The organism is Streptomyces bottropensis ATCC 25435 (assembly GCF_000383595.1).
Taxonomy (GTDB): Bacteria; Actinomycetota; Actinomycetes; order Streptomycetales; family Streptomycetaceae; genus Streptomyces; species Streptomyces bottropensis.
The window spans coordinates 7,497,567-7,517,389 of record NZ_KB911581.1; the positions used below are offsets into that span (position 1 = coordinate 7,497,567).

The 19,823-nt window shown below is 72.8% G+C and carries 14 protein-coding genes; 6 read left to right on the forward strand and 8 right to left on the reverse strand.

Translation table 11 applies throughout. The annotated features are described in order from the left end of the window. Positions 1-9 precede the first annotated feature (9 nt). The 5 genes from STRBO_RS0133190 (at position 10) to STRBO_RS42390 (ending at position 8,664) form a co-directional block, all read left to right on the forward strand. On the forward strand, positions 10-1,335 hold the full coding sequence (locus STRBO_RS0133190; RefSeq protein ID WP_020115459.1) for a hypothetical protein: 1,326 nt from the start codon (positions 10-12) through the stop codon (positions 1,333-1,335). Next, positions 1,332-3,959 (forward strand): serine/threonine-protein kinase, encoded by a 2,628-nt coding sequence (locus STRBO_RS0133195; RefSeq protein ID WP_005479455.1) that lies wholly within the window; start codon positions 1,332-1,334, stop codon positions 3,957-3,959. The genes STRBO_RS0133190 and STRBO_RS0133195 overlap by 4 nt, the downstream gene beginning before the upstream one ends. Continuing rightward, positions 3,960-5,279: a PP2C family protein-serine/threonine phosphatase gene (locus STRBO_RS0133200; RefSeq protein WP_020115460.1), complete on the forward strand. Its 1,320-nt coding sequence runs from the start codon at positions 3,960-3,962 to the stop codon at positions 5,277-5,279. A 154-nt stretch (positions 5,280-5,433) separates the two neighbouring features. Next, positions 5,434-6,783 (forward strand): vWA domain-containing protein, encoded by a 1,350-nt coding sequence (locus tag STRBO_RS0133205; protein ID WP_005479460.1) that lies wholly within the window; start codon positions 5,434-5,436, stop codon positions 6,781-6,783. A 135-nt stretch (positions 6,784-6,918) separates the two neighbouring features. Beyond that, entirely contained in the window at positions 6,919-8,664 is a 1,746-nt protein-coding gene (locus tag STRBO_RS42390; protein WP_005479461.1) for an FHA domain-containing protein, read from the forward strand. A 93-nt stretch (positions 8,665-8,757) separates the two neighbouring features. Here STRBO_RS42390 and STRBO_RS0133215 read toward each other — a convergent pair whose 3' ends face one another. Further along, positions 8,758-9,741, reverse strand: coding sequence for a methyltransferase domain-containing protein (locus STRBO_RS0133215; protein WP_028796980.1), 984 nt, complete (start codon positions 9,739-9,741; stop codon positions 8,758-8,760). 133 nt (positions 9,742-9,874) lie between these two features. On the opposite strand from STRBO_RS0133215, the gene STRBO_RS0133220 reads away from it, so the two are divergent. Further along, a complete protein-coding gene (locus tag STRBO_RS0133220; protein ID WP_005479463.1) occupies positions 9,875-10,288 on the forward strand; it encodes a globin in 414 nt (137 codons plus the stop codon). Between the two features lie 21 nt (positions 10,289-10,309). Here STRBO_RS0133220 and STRBO_RS0133225 read toward each other — a convergent pair whose 3' ends face one another. The 7 genes from STRBO_RS0133225 to STRBO_RS0133255 all read right to left on the reverse strand — a co-directional run bounded on the left by STRBO_RS0133225 (position 10,310) and on the right by STRBO_RS0133255 (position 19,669). After that, positions 10,310-11,005, reverse strand: coding sequence for a DUF8010 domain-containing protein (locus STRBO_RS0133225; protein WP_005479464.1), 696 nt, complete (start codon positions 11,003-11,005; stop codon positions 10,310-10,312). Next, a complete protein-coding gene (locus STRBO_RS0133230; RefSeq protein WP_005479465.1) occupies positions 11,002-11,412 on the reverse strand; it encodes an acyl-CoA thioesterase in 411 nt (136 codons plus the stop codon). Before STRBO_RS0133230 ends, STRBO_RS0133225 begins: the two co-directional genes overlap by 4 nt. A gap of 6 nt (positions 11,413-11,418) precedes the next feature. Further along, complete coding sequence (ettA, locus tag STRBO_RS0133235; RefSeq protein ID WP_005479468.1) at positions 11,419-13,083, reverse strand: energy-dependent translational throttle protein EttA; 1,665 nt, start codon at positions 13,081-13,083, stop codon at positions 11,419-11,421. Positions 13,084-13,387: 304 nt separating this feature from the next. Then, positions 13,388-14,821, reverse strand: coding sequence for a Cys-Gln thioester bond-forming surface protein (locus tag STRBO_RS0133240; protein WP_028796982.1), 1,434 nt, complete (start codon positions 14,819-14,821; stop codon positions 13,388-13,390). Between the two features lie 281 nt (positions 14,822-15,102). Next, a complete protein-coding gene (locus STRBO_RS42395; protein WP_005479471.1) occupies positions 15,103-15,579 on the reverse strand; it encodes a single-stranded DNA-binding protein in 477 nt (158 codons plus the stop codon). Positions 15,580-15,800: 221 nt separating this feature from the next. Further along, complete coding sequence (locus STRBO_RS0133250; RefSeq protein WP_020115463.1) at positions 15,801-18,041, reverse strand: YfjP family GTPase; 2,241 nt, start codon at positions 18,039-18,041, stop codon at positions 15,801-15,803. After that, positions 18,038-19,669, reverse strand: a complete 1,632-nt coding sequence (locus tag STRBO_RS0133255; protein ID WP_005479478.1) for a dynamin family protein — start codon at positions 19,667-19,669, stop codon at positions 18,038-18,040. The genes STRBO_RS0133250 and STRBO_RS0133255 overlap by 4 nt, the downstream gene beginning before the upstream one ends. Positions 19,670-19,823: the final 154 nt, after the last annotated feature.

Here is a 19,823-nt window from a genome sequence, read left to right on the forward strand (position 1 = left end):
AGGTGATCGATGGGCGTCGCGGGATCCACCGGGCCGGTGATGGACCGGGACGAGGTGGACCGTGCGCTCGCGCGGCTCGGCGCGGAGCACGAGGCCATCGAGACCTCGCTGCTCGCCCTGCAGGACCACGCGGGCCGCAGGCTGCTCGAAGGCGCCGCGCTGACCGGTGTCACCAAGGAGCGCTGGACGGCCGCGGACGCGTCGATCACGCTGCTGTGGGCGTACTTCGACGCGTACTCGGACGCGCTGCGCTCCGCCCGGGAGATCCGCTCGCGGCGCCGCTGGTCGAGCCGTGAGGACCTGGTGGAGCTGACCGAACTGCTGCGCGGCGAGGCGGTGACGGTCGCCGGCAGCGCCACCGCGATGGCCAACGCGCCGACGCTCCAGGGCACGAGCCGGCTCAGCGAGCAGTTCTCGCTGGTCACCCTCGTGGACCGGATGAACGATCTGTACGCGTCCTCGCTCGACATGGTCGTGGCCGCCGACGCGGTGTGGTCCGCGCTGCCCGCCCGGATCGATCTGCTGGCCGCCGAGCTCCAGCGCACCCGCCGGCTCGCGCACTCCGTCGGGGTACGCCCCGGTGAGCATCCGGCGGGCGACGACCTGGAGCGGATCACCCGCAATCTGACCCGGCTCCGGGAGCAGGTCGTCTCCGACCCGCTGGCCTTCTGGGTCCCCTCGCCGGGCAGTTCGGCGCCCGGCGGCGGCCGCCCGGACATCACGACGTACGACCGCGAGGCGCGGGCCCTGGACGACGTCCGGCGGGAGATCGACGCCGTGCTGACGGTCCGGCAGGACGCGGAGTCGCGGCTGGTGAAGCTGCGGGACGTGCTGAGCCGCGCGGACCGTACGCTCGCCGAGGCGCGCAGCGCGCGCGGTGAGGTGCTGGCGAAGATCGCCGCGACCGAGGTGCCCGTGGTGAGCGGCCCGCCGACGGTGCTGCAGGAGCAGTTGGCGATGGCGGCCGAGTACCGCAGACACGCGCAGTGGCACCGGCTGTCGCCGCTGCTGGAGTCCCTGGAGCAGAAGGCGGACGACGAACTGCTGCGGGCCCGCGAGTCGTTGACGGCGGTCACCGCGCCGCTGGCGGTCCGCGCCGAGCTGCGCGGCCGGCTCGACGCGTACAAGGCGAAGGTCGCCCGGCACGGCTTCGCGGAGGACGCGCTGCTGGTCGAGCGGTACGACGCGGCGCGGCGCATGCTGTGGAGCGCCCCCTGCGACCTGCGGGTGGCCGAGACGGCGGTGCTGCGCTACCAGCACGCGGCCGCCGAGGTGCTGAGCCAGTCGGTGCCGGCGCAGCGGGCGCCCCAGGACCGGAGGGAGGAGGAATCGTGAGTCAGACGGAGGAGAGCCCGGCGGGCGAGGTCCCCGCGGGACAGGACCCGGCGGGCGAAGAGGCTCCGCAGCGGTCGTGCCAGCGGCCCGGCTGCTCGGGATCGTACGAGGACATGGGCGGCGGTGAGCTGTACTGCGACACGTGCGGGCTGGCCCCGGTCGTGTCCGCGAGCGGCATGGTCAACTCCCCGCCCACCGGCATCACCGGGGGCGGCAGGGGTTCGCGCGGCTCCGGTTCCAGCAGTGCGCGCTCCTCGCGCACCTCCGCGCGCTCCTCGCAGTCCCGGCGCTCGGTGTCCGGGCGGCTCTCGCGCGCCCTGTCGGGCAGCACCACGGGCCGCTCGGTGTCGGTGCGCAGCTCCGGCAAGACCGCCGGCTCCTCGGGCCGGGCCCGGCTCGGCGTCGGCCTCGTCCAGGTCCCGGACGTACCGCGCCCGGACCCGCGTTCGATGGTCCTGGAGACCGCCGAGGTGCCCGAGCGGAAGCGGTTCTGCTCGCGCTCCGACTGCGGGGCGCCGGTCGGCCGGGCGCGCGGTGAGCGGCCGGGGCGCACGGAGGGCTTCTGCACCAAGTGCGGCCACCCGTACTCGTTCGTGCCGAAACTGCACTCGGGCGACATCGTGCGCGGCCAGTACGAGGTCGTGGGCTGTCTCGCGCACGGCGGTCTGGGCTGGATCTACCTCGCCATCGACCGCGCGGTGTCGGACCGCTGGGTCGTGCTGAAGGGCCTGCTCGACACCGGCGACCAGGACGCGATGGCCGCCGCGATCTCCGAACGCCGCTTCCTCGCCGAGATCGAGCACTCCAACATCGTCCGCATCTACAACTTCGTCGAGCACCTCGACCAGCGCACCGGTTCGCTGGACGGGTACATCGTCATGGAGTACGTCGGCGGCAAGTCCCTCAAGGAGATAGCCAACGACCGTCGCACGGCGGACGGGCGCCGAGACCCACTGCCGGTCGAGCAGGCGTGCGCGTACGGCATCGAGGCCCTGGAGGCGCTCGGTCACCTCCACAGCCGCAACCTGCTGTACTGCGACTTCAAGGTCGACAACGCGATCCAGACCGAGGACCAGCTCAAGCTGATCGACATGGGCGCGGTGCGCAGGATGGACGACGACGAGTCGGCCATCTACGGCACGGTCGGCTACCAGGCGCCCGAGGTCGCCGACGTGGGCCCGTCGGTGGCCTCCGACCTGTACACGGTCGCCCGGACGCTCGCGGTCCTCACCTTCGACTTCCAGGGCTACACGAACGTTTTCGTGGACTCCCTGCCCGATCCCGACAACATCGAGGTCTTCCGCCAGTACGAGTCCTTCTACCGGCTGCTGGTCCGGGCCACCGACCCCGACCCGGCGCGTCGCTTCGCCTCCGCGCAGGAGATGGCGGAGCAGCTGACGGGCGTGCTGCGGGAGGTCGTCTCCCTCCAGACGGGCCGGGCCCGCCCCGCCCTGTCGACGATCTTCGGCCCCGAGGTGCGGGTCACGGACACGGAACTGTTCGCGAAGCTCGACGGGGACGTGTCCCGGCTCGGGAGGCGCCGTGACAAGGCGACCACGAGGAACGCAAGTTCGCCTTCCGTCCCGCCCGCTCCGCTGACCGCCGGTGCCGCCGTCCCCGCCCGGCTCACCCGGGCGCTCGACACCGCCGCCGCGGCCCTGGCGCTGCCGGTCCCCCGGGTCGACGCCGGGGACCCGAACGCCGGGTTCCTGGCGGGGCTCATGACCTCCGCGCCGACCGAACTGATCACGGCGCTGCACGCGGCCCCCAGCGGCTCGCTGGAGCTGCGGCTGCGCGAGCTGCGGGCCCGGCTGGAGATGGGCGAGTTCACCATCGCGCTGGCCACTCTGGACGCCCTGGAGCGGGACCACCCCGACGACTGGCGGGTGGTCTGGTACCGGGGCGTGGCCGCGCTCGCCACCGGCGACCACGAGAACGCCGCGCTGTCCTTCGACGCGATCTACGACGCCTTCCCCGGCGAGCCGGCCCCCAAGCTGGCCCTCGGCCTGTGCGCCGAGGTGCTGGGGCAGCTGGACAACGCCGCCGAGTACTACCGCCTGGTGTGGACGACCGACCCCAGCTTCGTCAGCAGCGCGTTCGGGCTCGCCCGGGTGCGGCTGACCGCCGGGGACCGGCGGAACGCCGTCCACACCCTGGAGTCCGTGCCGGAGGCGTCCATCCACTACACCGCCGCCCGGGTCGCCGCCGTACGGGCGCGGCTCAGACATCGCCCGGAGGCGACGCTCGGAGCCATGTCGGCGCCGCCCCCTGCCGGGGCCGCCGGGAACACCGAGACCGCGCCGGACGTTCCGTTCCTGGACGACCTGATCGCGGCCGCCGGGCAGATCGAGGCGCTCGGCGGGTACGGTCTGGACGCGGTGCGCCGCGAGCAGTTGTCCACAGAGGTCCTTGGCTGCGCCCTGGACTGGGTACTCTCCGGGAGCCAGGGTGCCGCGCCCCCGGCCGGTGAGCGGGTGCTGCTCGGCAGCGCGCTGGACGAGCGCGGCCTCCGCTTCGGACTGGAGCGGTCGTACCGCACTTTGGCCCGGCTCGCCCCAGGCGGCGAGGAGAGGATCGACCTGGTGGAACGTGCCAATCGTTACCGCCCCCGGACGTGGGTGTAGTTGATGTCGCAGATGCCCCAGCCGACCGCGCTGACGAAGTGCCCGATCTGCGAGTGGCCGCTCGCATCGGACGACCGCTTCTGCGGTGCGTGCGGCCATGACCTCTCGGCGGTGCCCGCGCCGCCGGAGGACCATCCCACCCTCACCATGAACGGGACGGCCGGCGACGTGCCCGACGCGGCCTCGTCCGTGGACTGGCCGCTCGCCTCCCCGCCCAGCTCGGACACCCCTGCGCCGGTGGTCCGCCCCACCGACATCCCGGGCACCGACTCCGGCGGCGGCGAACTGCCCGGTGCGGGGCGGGGCGTACGGTTCGACCGGCCCCGCGAACCCGACGAGTACCCGCTGGCCGCGCCCCAGCCGCCGGATCCGCGCACCGGCGACCTCGCCACCCCGCCGGCCGGTACGAAGGTGTGCGTGGCCTGCCGCGCGGGCCATGTCGACCGGGACGGCTACTGCGAGAACTGCGGGCACGCGCAGCCGCGCGAACGCGACCACATGGAACTGGAGCTGGGCGCGGTCGCCGCGGTCAGCGACCGGGGTCTGCGCCACCACCGCAACGAGGACTCGTTCGCGATCTCCTCGACCGCCCTGCCCGACGGCTCCCCCGCGGTCGTCGCGATCGTCTGCGACGGCGTGTCCTCCGCGACCCGCCCCGACGACGCCTCGCTCGCCGCGGCCCGCGCCGCCAACGAGACGGTGCTGGAGTCGCTGCCGCGCGGCACCCACCCGCAGCAGGCGATGCACGACGCGATCGTCGCCGCCGCGAGCGCCGTCAACGCCCTGGCGGAGGAGCCGGAGACGGCCCAGGAGCACGCCCCGCACCAGAACGCCCCGGCGTGCACCATCGTCGGCTCCGTGATCACCCCGACCCTGCTCGTCGTCGGCTGGGTCGGCGACAGCCGCGCCTACTGGGTCCCGGTGGACCGCAGCGCGCCCCCGGCCCGGCTCACCGAGGACGACTCGTGGGCGGCGCAGATGGTGTCCGCGGGACTGATGAACGAGGCCGAGGCGTACGCCGACGAGCGCGCCCACGCGATCACCGGCTGGCTCGGCGCGGACGCGTACGAACTGGAGCCGCACACCGCTTCCTTCAAACCGGACCGGCCGGGTGTAGTGGTGGTGTGCACCGACGGACTGTGGAACTACGCGGAGGCCGCCGAGGAGATGGCCGAGGCCGTGCCCCTGGACGCGGCCGAGCGGCCGTTGCACTGCGCGCAGGTGCTGGTCGGCCGGGCTCTCGACGGCGGTGGCCACGACAACGTAACAGTGGCCGTCCTGCCGTTCCCTGCCCCGCCTCAGGGGGCAGGATCGGCCTGAGGGTGCTCGCGGGCCGGATGTTCGCGGGCGCCTCGGCGGCCGGACGGGAAAGGGCCGACGGACCGGAGGGGACCGGTCCGGGACAGGCACGCACAGTCATCACCCCACGGGGTGTGGGGCCAAAAGTGGTGCTGCTAGGGGGATCAGAGTAGGCATGGCCAAATTCTCGAAGTCGAACGTGCCGCAGTTCTCGGTCGAGGTGTACCAGAACGAGTACCTGCCCGAGGGCGGCCGTGAGGTCAACGCCATCGTGACGGTCAGCGCGACCGGCGGCGGCACCATCGGCAGCGCGGTCGCCGCGCCGCACCTGTACTCGCCCGGCCAGGGCCCGTCCGCCGCCGTGGCGCTCATGGTCGACTGTTCGGGGTCGATGGACTACCCGCCGACCAAGATGCGCAACGCGAGGGACGCCACCGCCGCCGCGATCGACACCCTGCGCGACGGCGTCCACTTCGCGGTGATCGACGGCACCCATGTGGCCCGGGAGGTCTATCCCGGCGGCGGCCGGCTCGCGGTCGCCGACTCCGCCACCCGGGACCAGGCCAAGCAGGCCCTGCGCCGGCTCAGCGCGGGCGGCGGCACCGCCATCGGCACCTGGCTGAAGCTCGCGGACCGGCTGCTCGCCTCCGCGGACGTCGCCATCCGCCACGGCATCCTGCTGACCGACGGCCGCAACGAGCACGAGTCGCCCGAGGATCTCAAGGCCGCGCTGGACGCCTGTTCCGGGCGGTTCACGTGTGACGCGCGTGGAGTGGGCACCGACTGGGAGGTCAGGGAGGTCACCCAGATCGCCTCCGCGCTCCTCGGCACCGCCGACATCGTCGCCGACCCCGCCGCCCTCTCCGCCGACTTCACGCAGATGATGGAGACGGCCATGGGCAAGGAGGTCGCGGACGTCGCCCTGCGGCTGTGGGCCCCGGTGGGCACCCAGATCAAGTTCGTGAAGCAAGTGGCGCCCACCGTCGTGGAGTTGACCGACCGCCGCACCGAGGCCGGGCCGCGCGCCGGCGACTACCCGACCGGTTCGTGGGGGGACGAGTCCCGCGACTACCACGTGTGCGTCGAGGTCCCGGCCGCGTCCCTCGGCCAGGAGATGCTGGCCGCCCGCGTCTCCCTGGTCATCCCCCAGCCCGACGGAGGAACCGCGCAGAACCTCGGCGCCCAGGGTCTGGTGAAGGCCGTGTGGACCGACGACATGGTCGCGTCCACCTCGATCAACCCCCAGGTCGCCCACTACACAGGCCAGGCCGAACTGGCTCAGGTCATCCAACAAGGGCTGGACGCTCGCAAATCCGGCGATTTCGACGGAGCGACGGCCAAGCTGGGACGGGCCGTACAGCTCGCCAGCGCGTCGGGGAACGCTGATACTGCGAAACTGCTTGCGAAGGTGGTGGACGTGGTCGACGCGGCGACAGGTACTGTGCGACTGAAGGCGAAGGTCACGGAGGCCGACGAGATGACTCTCGAAACGCGGTCGACAAAGACTGTTCGTGTAAAGAAGTAGGTAGAAACAACCCGAAGCATCGCCGCGCGTCAGCCTGGCTTCCCCACCGGGAATCCGGACAGAACCGGCCACACCGGCCCGTCGTGGCCACAGGAACCGGCCGCGAGGTCGGAAAGGAGAGGGGGAAGCGCCGACATGCCGACCTGCCCGAACGGACACCAGTCGGGTTCCGACGACTGGTGCGAGGTCTGCGGTCACCGTATGGCCGGTGCCGTACCCCCGCCGCCACCACCGCCGCCCCCGGGCGCCGGTTACGGATACCCGCCGCCCGGCTCCCCTCCGCCGCCTCCGGGCGCGGGCGGTCCCGGCGGTCCGGGCCCCGGGGGCCCTGGGGGTCCCGGTGGACGCCCGCACCTCGCCGCCCAGCCGGAACTCTGCCCGCAGTGCCGCACGCCCCGCGAGGGCGGCGCGCCCTTCTGCGAGGAGTGCCGGTGGAACTTCCTGACCAACACCGCGACGACGTACACCCCGGCCGCGCCCCGGCCGTCGGCACCCGGCGCGGGTCCGGGCGGTCCCGGCCCCGGCCCTGGTCCCGGTCAGGGCCCCGGAGGCGGTCCCGGCGGCCCCGGTCAGGGCCCCGGAGGCGGTCAGGGCCCCGGCGGGAACCCGGCGCTCCGGTTCCAGCAGCAGCAACCGCCTCCGCCGTCCTACGGCGGCGGTGACGGGTACGACTACCAGAGTTCCCGCCCCTCGCAGATGAACCGCCCCGCCGAGCCGATCCCGCCGGGACCCCAGTTCGGCGGCGATCCGTCCGGTCCGGGCGGACCCGGCGGCCAGGGCGGAAACGGTGGGTACGGCGGGCCCGGTGGGCCTGGTGGCCCCGGCGGCCCCGGCCGTCAGGGTGGTCCCGGTGGACCTGGTGGCCCGTCGGGGCCGGGGGGTTCCTCCGGGTTCGGTGGCGGGCCCGGAGGGCAGCCCGGCCAGCCCGGTCCGGGGCAGTCGGGTCGGCCCGGCCAGCCCGGTCCGTCCGCGTTCGGCCAGGATCCCTCACGACCTGGGTCTTCGGGCTTCGGCGGCGATCCCTCACGCCCCGGCCCCTCGGGCTTCGGCGGCGATCCCTCACGACCGGTTCCGCCTCCGCCCGGCCCTACGCCGGGTGGACCTGGCGGGCCCGGCGGCCACGGCTTCCCCGGTGGTCAGGGTCCCGGTGGTCAGGGTCCCGACGGTCGGGGCCCCGGCGGGGGCCAGCAGGCGTTCCAGCAGGCGGGGACGTCGGCCCCGCCCGCCTTCCCGCAGGAGACCCGCCGACCGCAGCCCGGCGGCCCCGGCCAGGGCCCCGGTGGTGGCCCCGGCTTCGGTGCCGACGACGACTGGGTGATCTCCCCGCCGTCGACCGGCCCCGGTGGACACGGTGGGCCCGCCGGTCCCGGTGGACCCGGTGGACCCGGGGGTGCGGGCGGCCGCCCCGGCGGCTACGGCTACCCGCAGCCCGGTGCCACCCAGGCCCCTCCCGGCCCCGCGTACCAGCAGGCGCCGACGTCCTGGAGCGCCACCATCGGCCCGGACCGCGACTACTTCATGGCGATGATGCAGCGCTCGGGCCCCGAGGCGGCGGGCCTGAACCTGCCCGCCTACTCCCCGGAGCAGCGGCGCGCCCTCACCGGCAACCAGATCACCATCGGGCGCCGCCGCCACTCCACCGGTGACGTCCCCGACATCGATCTGTCGGTGCCGCCGGAGGACCCGGGCGTCTCCCACCAGCACGCGGTGCTGGTGCAGCAGCCGGACGGCGGCTGGGCCGTGGTCGACCAGAACTCCACCAACGGAACCACCGTCAACGGTTCCGAGGAGCCCATCCAGCCGTTCGTCCCGATCCCCCTCCAGGACGGGGACCGGGTACACGTGGGCGCGTGGACGACGATCACCATCCGCCGGGGCTGACCCGCCCCACCAGCAAGAGATCAGGGCCGGCCGAGCGACTTCGGCCGGCCCTGGACCTTTCTCGGGCGCCGGATCGAGCCGCGGGCCGCGTCCTCAGTCCGGGAGCGGCCAGGCGTACGGCCCTTCCGGGTCGTCCAGCCAGGCCCACGCGTGGTCGCCGCGGACCGTGATGCCATAGCGCTCGCGCGAGGGCATGCCCTCGCGCTGCCACAGGGCGAGCGCCTCGTGCGGGTCGAGGCTGCCCGCCGTCAGGGCGAGCAGGAACCGGAACAGCTCGTCATCCCTGGCGCGGCTCGGCAGCCCGCCGAGGTGCGGATGCATCGCCTCCGGCTCACTGCCCCCACGCAGCGGTACGAAGTACGCCGACGTGTGCAGGAAGCGCCCCTCGGCCTGCTCCGCGTCCGCGACCCGCAGCCTCACCAGCCCCGTGGCCAGCGGTGTCAGGATGCGCGCGCCGGGGGTGCACTGGGCGAGCCAGGCGCGCGGGATCGAGGGCAGGGTGCAGGTCGCGATGATCCGGTCGTACGGCGCCCGCTCGGGTACCCCGCGCGCCCCGTCCGCGGTGACGACGGTCGGGTGGTAGCCGGCGTCGTCCAGATGTCTGCGCGCCGCCTCGGTGATGTCCGCGTCCAGATCGACGGTCGTGACGAGGTCGTCCCCCAGCCGGTGCGCGAGCAGTGCGGCGTTGTACCCGGTGCCGGCACCGATCTCCAGCACCCGGTCGCCGTCCTCCACCTCCAGCTCGGCGAGCATCTTCGCCATCAGCGAGGGCTGACTGCTGGAGGAGATCAGCCGCCCGTCGCGCAGCCGCGTGGCGAGCGGGGCGTCGGCGTACGCGCCGCGCACCCAGCGCTCACGCCGCCGCGGGTCGCGCTCCTCGCCCCACAGCCGCTCGAAGCCGCCCCTGCCACTCACGTAGTAGTAGGGCACGAACAGGTGCCGGGGGACACTCTCGAAGGCCTTGCGCCACACCGGGTCGGCGTCCCACGCCCCACTGGCCTCGATCTCGCGCACCAGCGCCGACCGGGCCTCGGCGGCGAGACGCTCCAGGTCGTGGTCCACAGCACGCGTGCCCATACCTCTACTGTGGGGCCGGACGCCCCCGCAGGCGAGTACCACGCCGTACCGGTCCGGAATCGACCGGTCCGTGCACCCGGTCCGCCGTGGGACGGTCCTAAGCCTCGAGTCCTCCTCCCAGGCGTCTGAGACCATGGGTGACGTGAACGAGATTCGGCGCGGCACGGTGCAGGAGCAGACCTTCTACGAGCAGGTCGGTGGCGAGGAGACCTTCCGGCGCCTGGTGCGCCGCTTTTACGAGGGCGTCGCCGAGGATCCGATCCTGCGCCCCATGTACCCCGAGGAGGACCTGGGCCCGGCCGAGGACCGCTTCGCCCTCTTCCTGATCCAGTACTGGGGCGGCCCCACCACGTACAGCGAGAACCGCGGGCACCCCCGGCTGCGCATGCGTCACGCCCCCTTCACCGTCGACCGCGCCGCCCACGACGCCTGGCTCAAGCACATGCGCGACGCCGTCGAGGAGCTGTCGCTCTCCGAGGAGCACGAGCGCATCCTGTGGAACTACCTGACGTACGCCGCCGCCTCGATGGTGAACGCCCCGGGCTGAGCCGGCCGCGCTGGCGCGGGGTCAGCGGACGCTGACGTCGAACGCCCCGAGTCCCGCCCTGCGCACGGCGATGGACCCGTAGGGGGTGCGCAGCCGCAGCCACGCGCCCGACGAGAACAGTCCCGGCGTCGCCTGCTCGGGCGCGCCGGGCGTCGTCCGAGCGGTGCGCAGGAAGCCGAGCGACTGGGCCGCGTGCACGGCACGCACCGGCAGGGGGGTGTCCCCGACCGTCCGGGACCAGATCTCCCGCCCGATCCGGTCGAGTTCGGCCCGTGTACGCCGCTCGGGCGCCAGTTCCTCGGTGCGGGAGCGGAATTCGCGTACGGCCGTGGAGACCATCGCCCGCAACGCGTCCGGCGCGGGCAGCCCCGCCTCCGGCCGCCAGCCGCCACGCGGGGGGAGCACCCCGGCCCACGGAGGCCCGGTCACCGCCTCCGGGACGACCGCCGTGCCCGCGGACTCGTCGACGGACTCCAGGAGTTCACCGGCCGACACGGTCACGTCGAGCGTGACAAGAAGCCCGTTCTCGTAGGGCTTGGCCAGGCGCGCGGAGCGGATGGCCAGGACCTCGAAGGACGGAGGCCGGCCGAAGACGGCCAGCGCGGTGCCGGCCGCCTGGAGGCGCACCGCGGCCCCACGGTCGTAGTGGAGCAGCCGGGAGAGGAAGGCCGCGAGATCCGCCGCCTCCCCCTCGTCGGCGAGGTGGAGCGCCGTCATGCGGCGACGGCCCTCTCCTCGTCGTCCCTGTACTCCTCCAGGAACGCGCGTTCCTCGGCGGTGATCCGGCGGGGCCGCTGGGTCGCGAAGTCGAACGGCACTATCACCGTCGAGGCCCGGACGTAGACCTGCTCGGGGTCCTTGACCTCGTAGGTGATCGTGAACGACGCCGCTCGTATCTCCGTGATCCACAGCTCGATGTCCACCGGCCTGTGCCGGTGCACGAGCTGTCGCTTGTAGTCGATCTCGTGGCGCGCCACCACGGACCCCTGCTTGAAGTCCTTCTCCGGGCGGAACAGGAAGTCGATACGGGCTTCCTCCAGGTAGCGGAGGAAGACCACGTTGTTGACGTGGCCGTACGCGTCCATGTCCGCCCAGCGCAGTGGGCAGCGGTAGATGTGCCGCAAGATCGATCAGCCCCGGGTCAGCTTCTTGTAGGTGGCGCGGTGCGGACGGGTGGCATCGGCGCCGAGCCGCTCGATCTTGTTCTTCTCGTACGACTCGAAGTTGCCCTCGAACCAGAACCACTTGGACTCGCCCTCGTAGGCGAGGATGTGCGTCGCCACCCGGTCCAGGAACCAGCGGTCGTGGGAGATGACCACCGCGGCGCCCGGGAACTCCAGGAGCGCGTTCTCCAGCGACGACAGGGTCTCGACGTCGAGGTCGTTGGTCGGCTCGTCGAGGAGGAGCAGGTTGCCGCCGAGCTTGAGGGTGAGCGCCAGGTTGAGGCGGTTGCGCTCACCGCCGGAGAGGACCCCGGCCGGCTTCTGCTGGTCCGGGCCCTTGAAGCCGAACGCGGAGACGTAGGCGCGGGAGGGCATCTCGACCTGGCCGACGTTGATGTAGTCCAGCTCGTCGGAGACGACGGCCCACAGCGTCTTCTTGGGGTCGATGTTCTCGCGGCTCTGGTCGACGTAGGAGATCTTGACGGTCTCGCCGACCTTGATCGAACCGGAGTCGGGCTCCTCCAGACCCTGGATCATCTTGAAGAGGGTCGTCTTGCCGGCGCCGTTCGGGCCGATGACGCCCACGATGCCGTTGCGCGGCAGCGTGAAGGAGAGGTTGTCGATCAGGACCTTGTCGCCGAAGGCCTTGCTGAGGTTGTCGACCTCGACGACGACACTGCCCAGGCGCGGGCCCGGCGGGATCTGGATCTCCTCGAAGTCCAGCTTCCGCATCTTGTCGGCCTCGGCCGCCATCTCCTCGTAACGGGCGAGACGGGCCTTGGACTTGGCCTGGCGGCCCTTGGCGTTGGAGCGGACCCACTCCAGTTCTTCCTTGAGCCGCTTGGCGCGCTTGGCGTCCTTCTGGCCCTCTACCTTCAGACGGGTCTGCTTGGTCTCCAGGTAGGTGGAGTAGTTGCCCTCGTAGCCGATCGCGCGGCCGCGGTCCAGCTCCAGGATCCAGCCCGCGACGTTGTCGAGGAAGTACCGGTCGTGGGTGACGGCGACGACGGTGCCGGGGTACTTCGCGAGGTGCTGCTCCAGCCACTGCACGGACTCGGCGTCCAGGTGGTTGGTGGGCTCGTCGAGGAGCAGCAGGTCGGGGGCTTCGAGGAGCAGCTTGCACAGCGCGACGCGGCGGCGCTCACCACCGGAGAGGTTGGTGACGGGCCAGTCGCCGGGCGGGCAGCCCAGCGCGTCCATGGCCTGCTCCAGCTGGGTGTCCAGGTCCCAGGCGTTGGCGTGGTCCAGGTCCTCCTGGAGCTTGCCCATCTCGTCCAGGAGCGCGTCCGAGTAGTCGGTCGCCATGAGCTCCGCGACCTCGTTGAAGCGGTGGAGCTTGCCCATGATCTCGGCGGCGCCGTCCTGCACGTTCTGCAGGACCGTCTTCGACTCGTCCAGCGGCGGCTCCTGCAGGAGCATGCCGACGGTGTAGCCGGGCGACAGGAACGCGTCACCGTTGGAGGGCTGCTCGAGACCCGCCATGATCTTGAGAACGGTGGACTTACCGGCACCGTTCGGACCGACCACACCGATCTTCGCGCCGGGCAGGAAGCTCAGCGTGACGTCGTCAAGGATCACCTTGTCGCCGTGCGCCTTGCGTGTCTTGCGCATCGTGTAGATGTACTCAGCCAAGAGAAACCGTCCGGCAACTTGAAATCTGGCAGTGGGCAGTACCACCCATCTTGCCGCACGGCCAGCCCTCGACGGAAACCGGATGGTGAAGCCCCCCGGACGAACGACGCGGCCCCGGTGCCTCGGGGGCGTAACGAGGCCACATCGCACGCGTGCGTGATCGCGCGGTCACTCACTGTTGAGTTGCCAAGGAGCGCTTCCTCTCCGGGGTTCGTTCAGGTGTTTGCTCAGGGGTTCCGCTCACTGGCTCCGCCACGGGCGCCGCTCACGGGTTCAGCTCAGGGATTCCGCTCACGGGTTCAGCTCAGGGATTCCGCTTGCGGAGGAGGATCATCGCCGCGCCGCCGATCACGACCAGTCCGATGGCGAGGCCCCCGATCACCGGGGTGGCGCCGGAGCTGCCGGTCTCGGCGAGGTCGGTGGCGGTGTCGGCGGCCTCGCCGCCGCCCACCGTCGCCGGGCTCGGCTCGCTCAGCGTCTGGACCGACTCCCCGTCCGCGCCGGCCGCGGTCTCCGTCCGGCAGTCCAGCACGCCACGGAACTGCTTCGCGACGCCGTTCGGCCCCTCGATCGTGAAGTCGTACGCCTGGTCCTCCTGCAAGGGGATCGTCATCGTGCGGGTCTCGCCCGCCTCGATCGTGTAGGTGATCCCCATCAGCTCGAAGGTGAAGGGCTCGTCGCCCTGGTTGGCGGCGGTGAGGTCCAGACCGCCCGCGGCGCAGTTCTTCTCGGCGGACAGCGCCGGTATCGCGCCCTTCCCGGCCCAGTGCGCGGTCGCCGTCGCGGAGACCGTCGACTCGCTGGAGCCCGCGAGGATCTGGGTCTGGCTACGGGTCTCGGAGGCGAAGGCCCGGCCGACCGGCACGGTGGTCGAGGCCTCCACGGTCAGCTCGGCCGAGCCGGCCGCGGCCTTCTCGGGCACCTCGAAGTACAGCTCGCCGCCGTCCCCAGCCGAGGTGACGGCCTCGCCCTTCGCGTCGACGACCCGCACGCCGTCCGCCGTCGCGTCCGAGGGCGGGGCCACGGTCACGGCGTCCGCGGTGGTGTGCACCGTGACGGGGCCGAGCCGCTCGCCGGGCCGGCCGGAGACCGCCGCGGTGTCGAGGGTCAGGGAGGCGGTCGGTTCCGCCAGGTTCCGCGCGCTCTTCTCCAGGTAGTCCGCGAGCTTCTCCGCCTCCGGGTCCAGGGCCGTCACCTCGGCCCCGTCCGAGTACCGCCAGATCGCGACCTGCGTGCCGGTCGCCGCGTCCTCCTCGGTGAGGCCCTTGGCCCGGGCCTTGCCGGCGAGCGCCGCGAGGTCGTTCACCTGAGGGTAGGAGTTCTGCAGGATCCATCGGATCTTGCCCGCTTGCTCGTTGGCACCGAGGGAGGTGCCGCTCCAGGGGGTCTCCCGGTACTCGGCGTCCTTCTGCGTCGGGTTCTGGACGTCGACGCAGTAGGTCTGCAGGGTGCCACCGCCGTCGACGAACATCTCGAACAGCCCTGCGGGCAGCTGCTGTTCCTGGCCGTCCTCGGTCCGGAGCACGGCGGTGCCGTACGTCTTGAGGCCACCTATCGTCGCGGTCGCCCCGCCCGAACTCGGCGCCGTGTCGTCGGCGGCGGCCGGGCCCGCCGAGACGACCGCGCCCGCGACGACGAGGCCGGACGCGAGTGACACGGCGGCGAGGCGGGCAGCCCCTCGCCTGCGCGCGGCCCACCCGGACCACCCGGGGAGCGACGCCGAGAACGAAGAAAGCACAGAATTTCCCTTCGAGCAGGACCCGTTGACGTGGGGGGTTGTGGTCCCACCAGCAGAATCAGAAGCCCCGTGAGCTATGCCCGGCATCCTAGGGACGAGGCGCACCACTCTTCCCAGTCGTATCGTCGGACAACCGATCCGAATCGGAATCGTTATCGCTTGCACAGCTCGTGAACAGCTCTTGTCGACAAATCCCTCGATTCCGCACACGGAGCCTTCACCACGCGTACGCCGATCTCCCACGACCACGCCGCCACGGCCACGCGCCGCCAGGCCTGAGGTCACGTCACCCCGGCCGGTTCCGGCCTGAGTTCGGCGGCGGGATCGAGCGGGCCGCCGGGTGGCGGTGTCTCCCAGTTCGGCTCCGGCTGGGACGGGGACCGATCCGCCGGTGTCTCGCCCCTGGGCGTCCGCCGGAACGCCGAAGTGCCCCGCGAGAGATCGTGCCCGATGGCGACCGCGTCGACGTCGGCCGAGGCCCGACTCTGCCCGTCCCGCTGCTCGGTGCGCACCTTCAACCGCCCCTGCACCACCACCGGATCCCCCAGTGCCACGGACGAGGCCACGTTCGCCGCGAGCGTGCGCCGCGCCCACACCGTGAAGAAGTTGGTGTGCCCGTCGGTCCACTCGTTCTTCTCCCGGTCCCAGTACCGCGAGGTCACCGCCAGTCGGAACCGGGCCGCCGAACCCGTCGACAGCTCCCGGCAGACCGGCTGGGTCGCCACGTTCCCCACCACGCACACCATCGTCTCGTTCATCTCGCGAACCCTCCTCGACGCCGGCACCGACACCGGCGCCGACGGACACGCGTACGGGCCCGTCCCGTACGGCTGCTGCGTCTGTCGTGCGGCGGTGCTGTGATCGCCGCCCGTTCAGACTGCCGCCGCCGGGCCGAGCCCGCAGAGCCCTGTGCACTACCCACCGGTTGTGGACAACTCCGTCACCCGACGGGGTGAACCGCCCCGACCGGAGCCGCGCCTCACCCCACCGGCGCCGCCCCCAGCACCCGCCCGTACTGCTCCCGCACCTCCCGGTACCGCAGCAGTTCGGAGGCCACCGGATCCAGCACCAGCGCCCGTCCGCACCCGGCGGCAGCCTCCCTCAGTCGCCGTTCCGCCTCCTGGCCGTACCGCCGCGCCGGACCGCGTGCGGCCAGCCGGCAGCCCCACTCGACGGCCGGGCCGCCGACGATGCCGATCACCATCAGCAGCACCGGCACCCCGAGGTTCGGTGCCATGAAGCCGATGATCTGCCCCAGCAGCCACAGCCCGCCGACGACCTGGAGCAGGGTCATGGACGCCTGCGCGAGCACCGCGGCGGGCCACCAGCCCGGCCGCGGCGGCCGCCCCGTGGGCGCCCCGACCCGCACGGCCAGCTCGTCCAGCGCCTCGGGCAGCCCCTGCGCCCCGCGTACGGCCGCCTCGCGCACCGCCTGGGCCCAGGGTGTGGGCAGCCCCGCCGCGGCGCGGTCCGCCACCGTACGTACGGCGTGTTCGACGCGCTGCCGCGCGGTGGCCTCCTCGTCCACGGGCGCCGCCAGGGCGAGCCGCCCCGTAGGGGGTTCGCTCCGGTCCTGGTACCACCGCCACAGCCGTAGCCAGGGCGTACCGCACGCACGGTTGGCGTGGCGCAGCCAGACGCGCTCGGCGGCCTCGCCCGCGGCGGTGGCACCGACGGCGTCCGCGAGCCGCGCGGAGAACTCGTCCCGGGCCCGCTCGCTGAGCCCCGTGCGCCGCTGGTTGGCGTACACGGGCCACAGCCGCGCGGCCGCCGCGTCCAGATCGGCGCGGACCCGGCGGGCGGGCGCGCCCCGCTCGGCCACGAACTGCCCGAGGGACTCGCGCAGTTCTCCCACGCCGTCCCCGGTGAGCGCGGACAGCGCGAGCACGATGGCGCCCGGTTCGCCGTGCTCCCCCAGCGCGATCCCGTCCTCGTCGAGCAGTCGTCGCAGGTCGTCGAGGACCTGGTGGGCCGCCTCGCCGGGCAGCCGGTCCACCTGGTTGAGGACGACGAACATGACCTCCGCGTGACCGGCCAGGGGCCGCAGATAACGCTCGTGGAGGATGGCGTCGGCGTACTTCTCCGGATCGACGACCCAGATGACCGCGTCCACCAGCGCCAGGATCCGGTCGACCTGCTCCCGGTGCTGCACCGCCGCCGAGTCGTGGTCGGGCAGATCCACCAGCACGAGGCCGCGCAACTGGGCCTCCGCCTCCGGGCTCTGCAACGGCCGCCGCCGCAGCCGGCCCGGAATGCCCAGCCGGTCGATGAGGCTCGCCGCGCCGTCGCTCCAACTGCACGCGATGGGCGCGGCCGTGGTGGGCCGGCGTACGCCCGTCTCCGAGATCGTCACCCCCGCGAGGGAGTTGAACAGCATCGACTTGCCGCTGCCGGTGGCGCCCGCGATGGCGACGACCGTGTGCTGCCCCGAGAGCCTGCGCCGCGCGGCGGCCTCGTCCAGCACCCGTCCGGCCTCCGCCAGGGTCGTGCTGTCCAGTCGTGTGCGGGACTGTCCCACCAGCTCCCGCAGCGCGTCGAGCCGCGACCTGAGGCGTCCGTCGTACGCGAGCGGGGTGACCGGCTGGGCGACCGGAGCCCTGGTCTCCACGCCCGGGGCCCGCTCGGCCGCGCCCGCCTCGGTGACACGCCGGGCGATGAGCCCGTCGTCCCAGGGGTCACCGGACTCCGTCCGCACGGACGGATCACCGGACGGAGCACCGGACAGATCACCGGACGAATCCCTGGGCCGATCGCCAGATCGATCGCCAGATCGATCGCCGGCCCGATCGGCGGCCCAATCGGCGGTCCGATCGGCGGTCCGATCGGCGGTCCGATCGGCGGTCCGATCGGCGGTCCGATCGGCGGTCCGATCACCGGGCGCGGCACCACCGGGGCCGGGCCGCTCGGGCACGCGCGCGTGGACGCGGTTCTCATCACCCTCCCCCTCGGAACGCCGCTCGGCCGGCCGGGCAGGCTCACCGGCGGCCCGGTCCGGCGCCGCGCGCCGCTCCTCGAACCGCGCGCCGCCGCCCCTCTCCGACGGCCCGCCGTCGGGGTTCCTCGGCCGCCTGTCCCTGGCATCCGCGTCCCCGGGCCGGCCGGCCCCGCCGTCCACGGGCTTCCTGTCCCCCCTCATGTCGCCCGTCCTGTGGTCACCCTTGTCGGGGACGTCGTCTCCGGTCTGATCCGTGTGGTCAGTGACGGCGGTCACGGCGGTCACCTCTCCTTCTGCAGTACGGACAGGGCGGCGATGAGTTCGGCCTGTGGTTCGGGATGCACGTCGAGTGCGTCGAGGGGGGCGAGACGGCGTTCACGTTCGGTGTCGAGGGCCCGCTCCAGGTACTCGGTGAGCAGCCGTCCGCCCCGGTCGCGCAGCCGCAGCGCGCCGTGCGCCCCGATCCGTTCGGCGAGGCCCTCACCCGCGGACCGGGCCCGCCGTCCGCCCAACAGGGCCGTGGCGCCCAGCGCGGCCACCACCTCCACGTCCGGAGCCACACTCCGGTCGAGGTCGCGCACCTCTTCCTCGGCGTACTCCTCCAGGACGCGCCGCCAGCGTCGTACGGTGATCCCGATCCGGTCCTCGACGCTCTCGCGCAGGGCGTCACGTTCCGTCAGCCCGGCGTCCACGGCGGCCGGTTCGCGGCGCCAGGCCTCGCCGATCCGCTCGTCGGCGGCGGTGACGGCACAGAGCAGCAGGGTGCCGAGGCTTTCGACGAGGGCGTCGAGCAGTTCACCGGCGGTGCAGTCGAGCGGGTAGCTGCGCCACCGCTTGAGGGCGTCCCCCGCGAGCACGGCCCCGGACTGCAGACGCCCCTTCACGCGCGCGTGCTCGCTGTCGTACGCCGTGTCGACGGCGGCGGTGAGCCGCAGGGCGGCGGAGTACTGCTGGGCCGCCGCACTCGCCAGCTCGGGCATCCGGGACCTCAGCGAGTCGAGGACCCCGTGCGCGGTGCGCGCCACGGTCTCGTGCCGGGCCTCCGCGTCGGTCGCCTGCTGGACGAGCCAGGCCCGCAGCGGTGCCACGGCGGTACCCGGCAGCAGTCCCCCGCCGCAGGCCGACTCGGGCAGTTCGGGCACCGTGAACCGCGGCACGTCGCCGAGCCCGGCCTTGGTCAGCAGTGCCCCGTACTGCCGGGAGACCTCGGACACCACCTGGTGGGGCACCCGGTCGAGCACGGTGACCAGGGTCGCCCGGTTTTCCTTCGCGGACCGCAGCAGATGCCACGGCACGGCGTCCGCGTATCGGGAGGCCGTGGTCACCATCACCCAGATGTCGGCGGCGCAGATCAGTTCCGCGGCGAGTACTCGGTTGTCGGCGTCCAGGGAGTCGACGTCGGGTGCGTCGAGGAGGGCGAGACCGGGTGGGAGGCTGTCGGCGGTCTCGATGCGCAGGACGCGCTCACCCTCCTTGCCGCCGTCCCCGCCCGGTGGGAACGACTCGTCGTCCGGATCCTGACCGGGCTCCCGCGAAGGCGCCCACACGCGCGTGAGGTTGGGCAGGACGCGCATCCCGCTGAACCAGTGCTGGTCCTCGGGATGGCAGATCAGGACGGGCGTACGGGTCGTCGGCCGCAGCACACCGGCCTCGCTGACCTTCCGTCCCACCAGGGAGTTGACGAGAGTGGACTTGCCGGCTCCGGTCGACCCCCCGATGACGGCCAGCAACGGCGCTTCGGGTTGCCGCAACCGGGGCACCAGGTAGTCGTCGAGTTGCGCGAGCAGTTCGTCGCGGTTGGCACGCGCGCGCGGGGCCCCTGCCAGGGGCAGCGGAAAGCGCGCGGCGGCGACACGGTCGCGCAGGGCGGAGAGCGCGTCGAGCAGCTGAGGCCGTACGTCCAAGGTCACCACATGCGAAGAATGCCCAATTTTGGGGACATTCTGAAGCATATGAGCACGCCTGCGCGCCGACCGGACACAGGGGGACGGAGGGGACGAGAGGGGCGCAGGCATAACGAGTGCACAACATGCGAGGCCCGAGGCGCCAAAAGAGGTGCACGATTCG

Excerpts from the sequence above, each read along its gene's own strand:
- STRBO_RS0133220 (WP_005479463.1), top strand. The coding sequence starts at position 9,875 with ATGGGTGACGTGAACGAGATTCGGCGCGGCACGGTGCAGGAGCAGACC.
- STRBO_RS0133190 (WP_020115459.1), top strand. The coding sequence starts at position 10 with ATGGGCGTCGCGGGATCCACCGGGCCGGTGATGGACCGGGACGAGGTG.
- STRBO_RS0133205 (WP_005479460.1), top strand. The coding sequence starts at position 5,434 with ATGGCCAAATTCTCGAAGTCGAACGTGCCGCAGTTCTCGGTCGAGGTG.
- STRBO_RS0133215 (WP_028796980.1), bottom strand. The coding sequence starts at position 9,741 with ATGGGCACGCGTGCTGTGGACCACGACCTGGAGCGTCTCGCCGCCGAG.
- STRBO_RS0133225 (WP_005479464.1), bottom strand. The coding sequence starts at position 11,005 with ATGACGGCGCTCCACCTCGCCGACGAGGGGGAGGCGGCGGATCTCGCG.
- STRBO_RS42395 (WP_005479471.1), bottom strand. The coding sequence starts at position 15,579 with ATGAACGAGACGATGGTGTGCGTGGTGGGGAACGTGGCGACCCAGCCG.
- STRBO_RS42390 (WP_005479461.1), top strand. The coding sequence starts at position 6,919 with ATGCCGACCTGCCCGAACGGACACCAGTCGGGTTCCGACGACTGGTGC.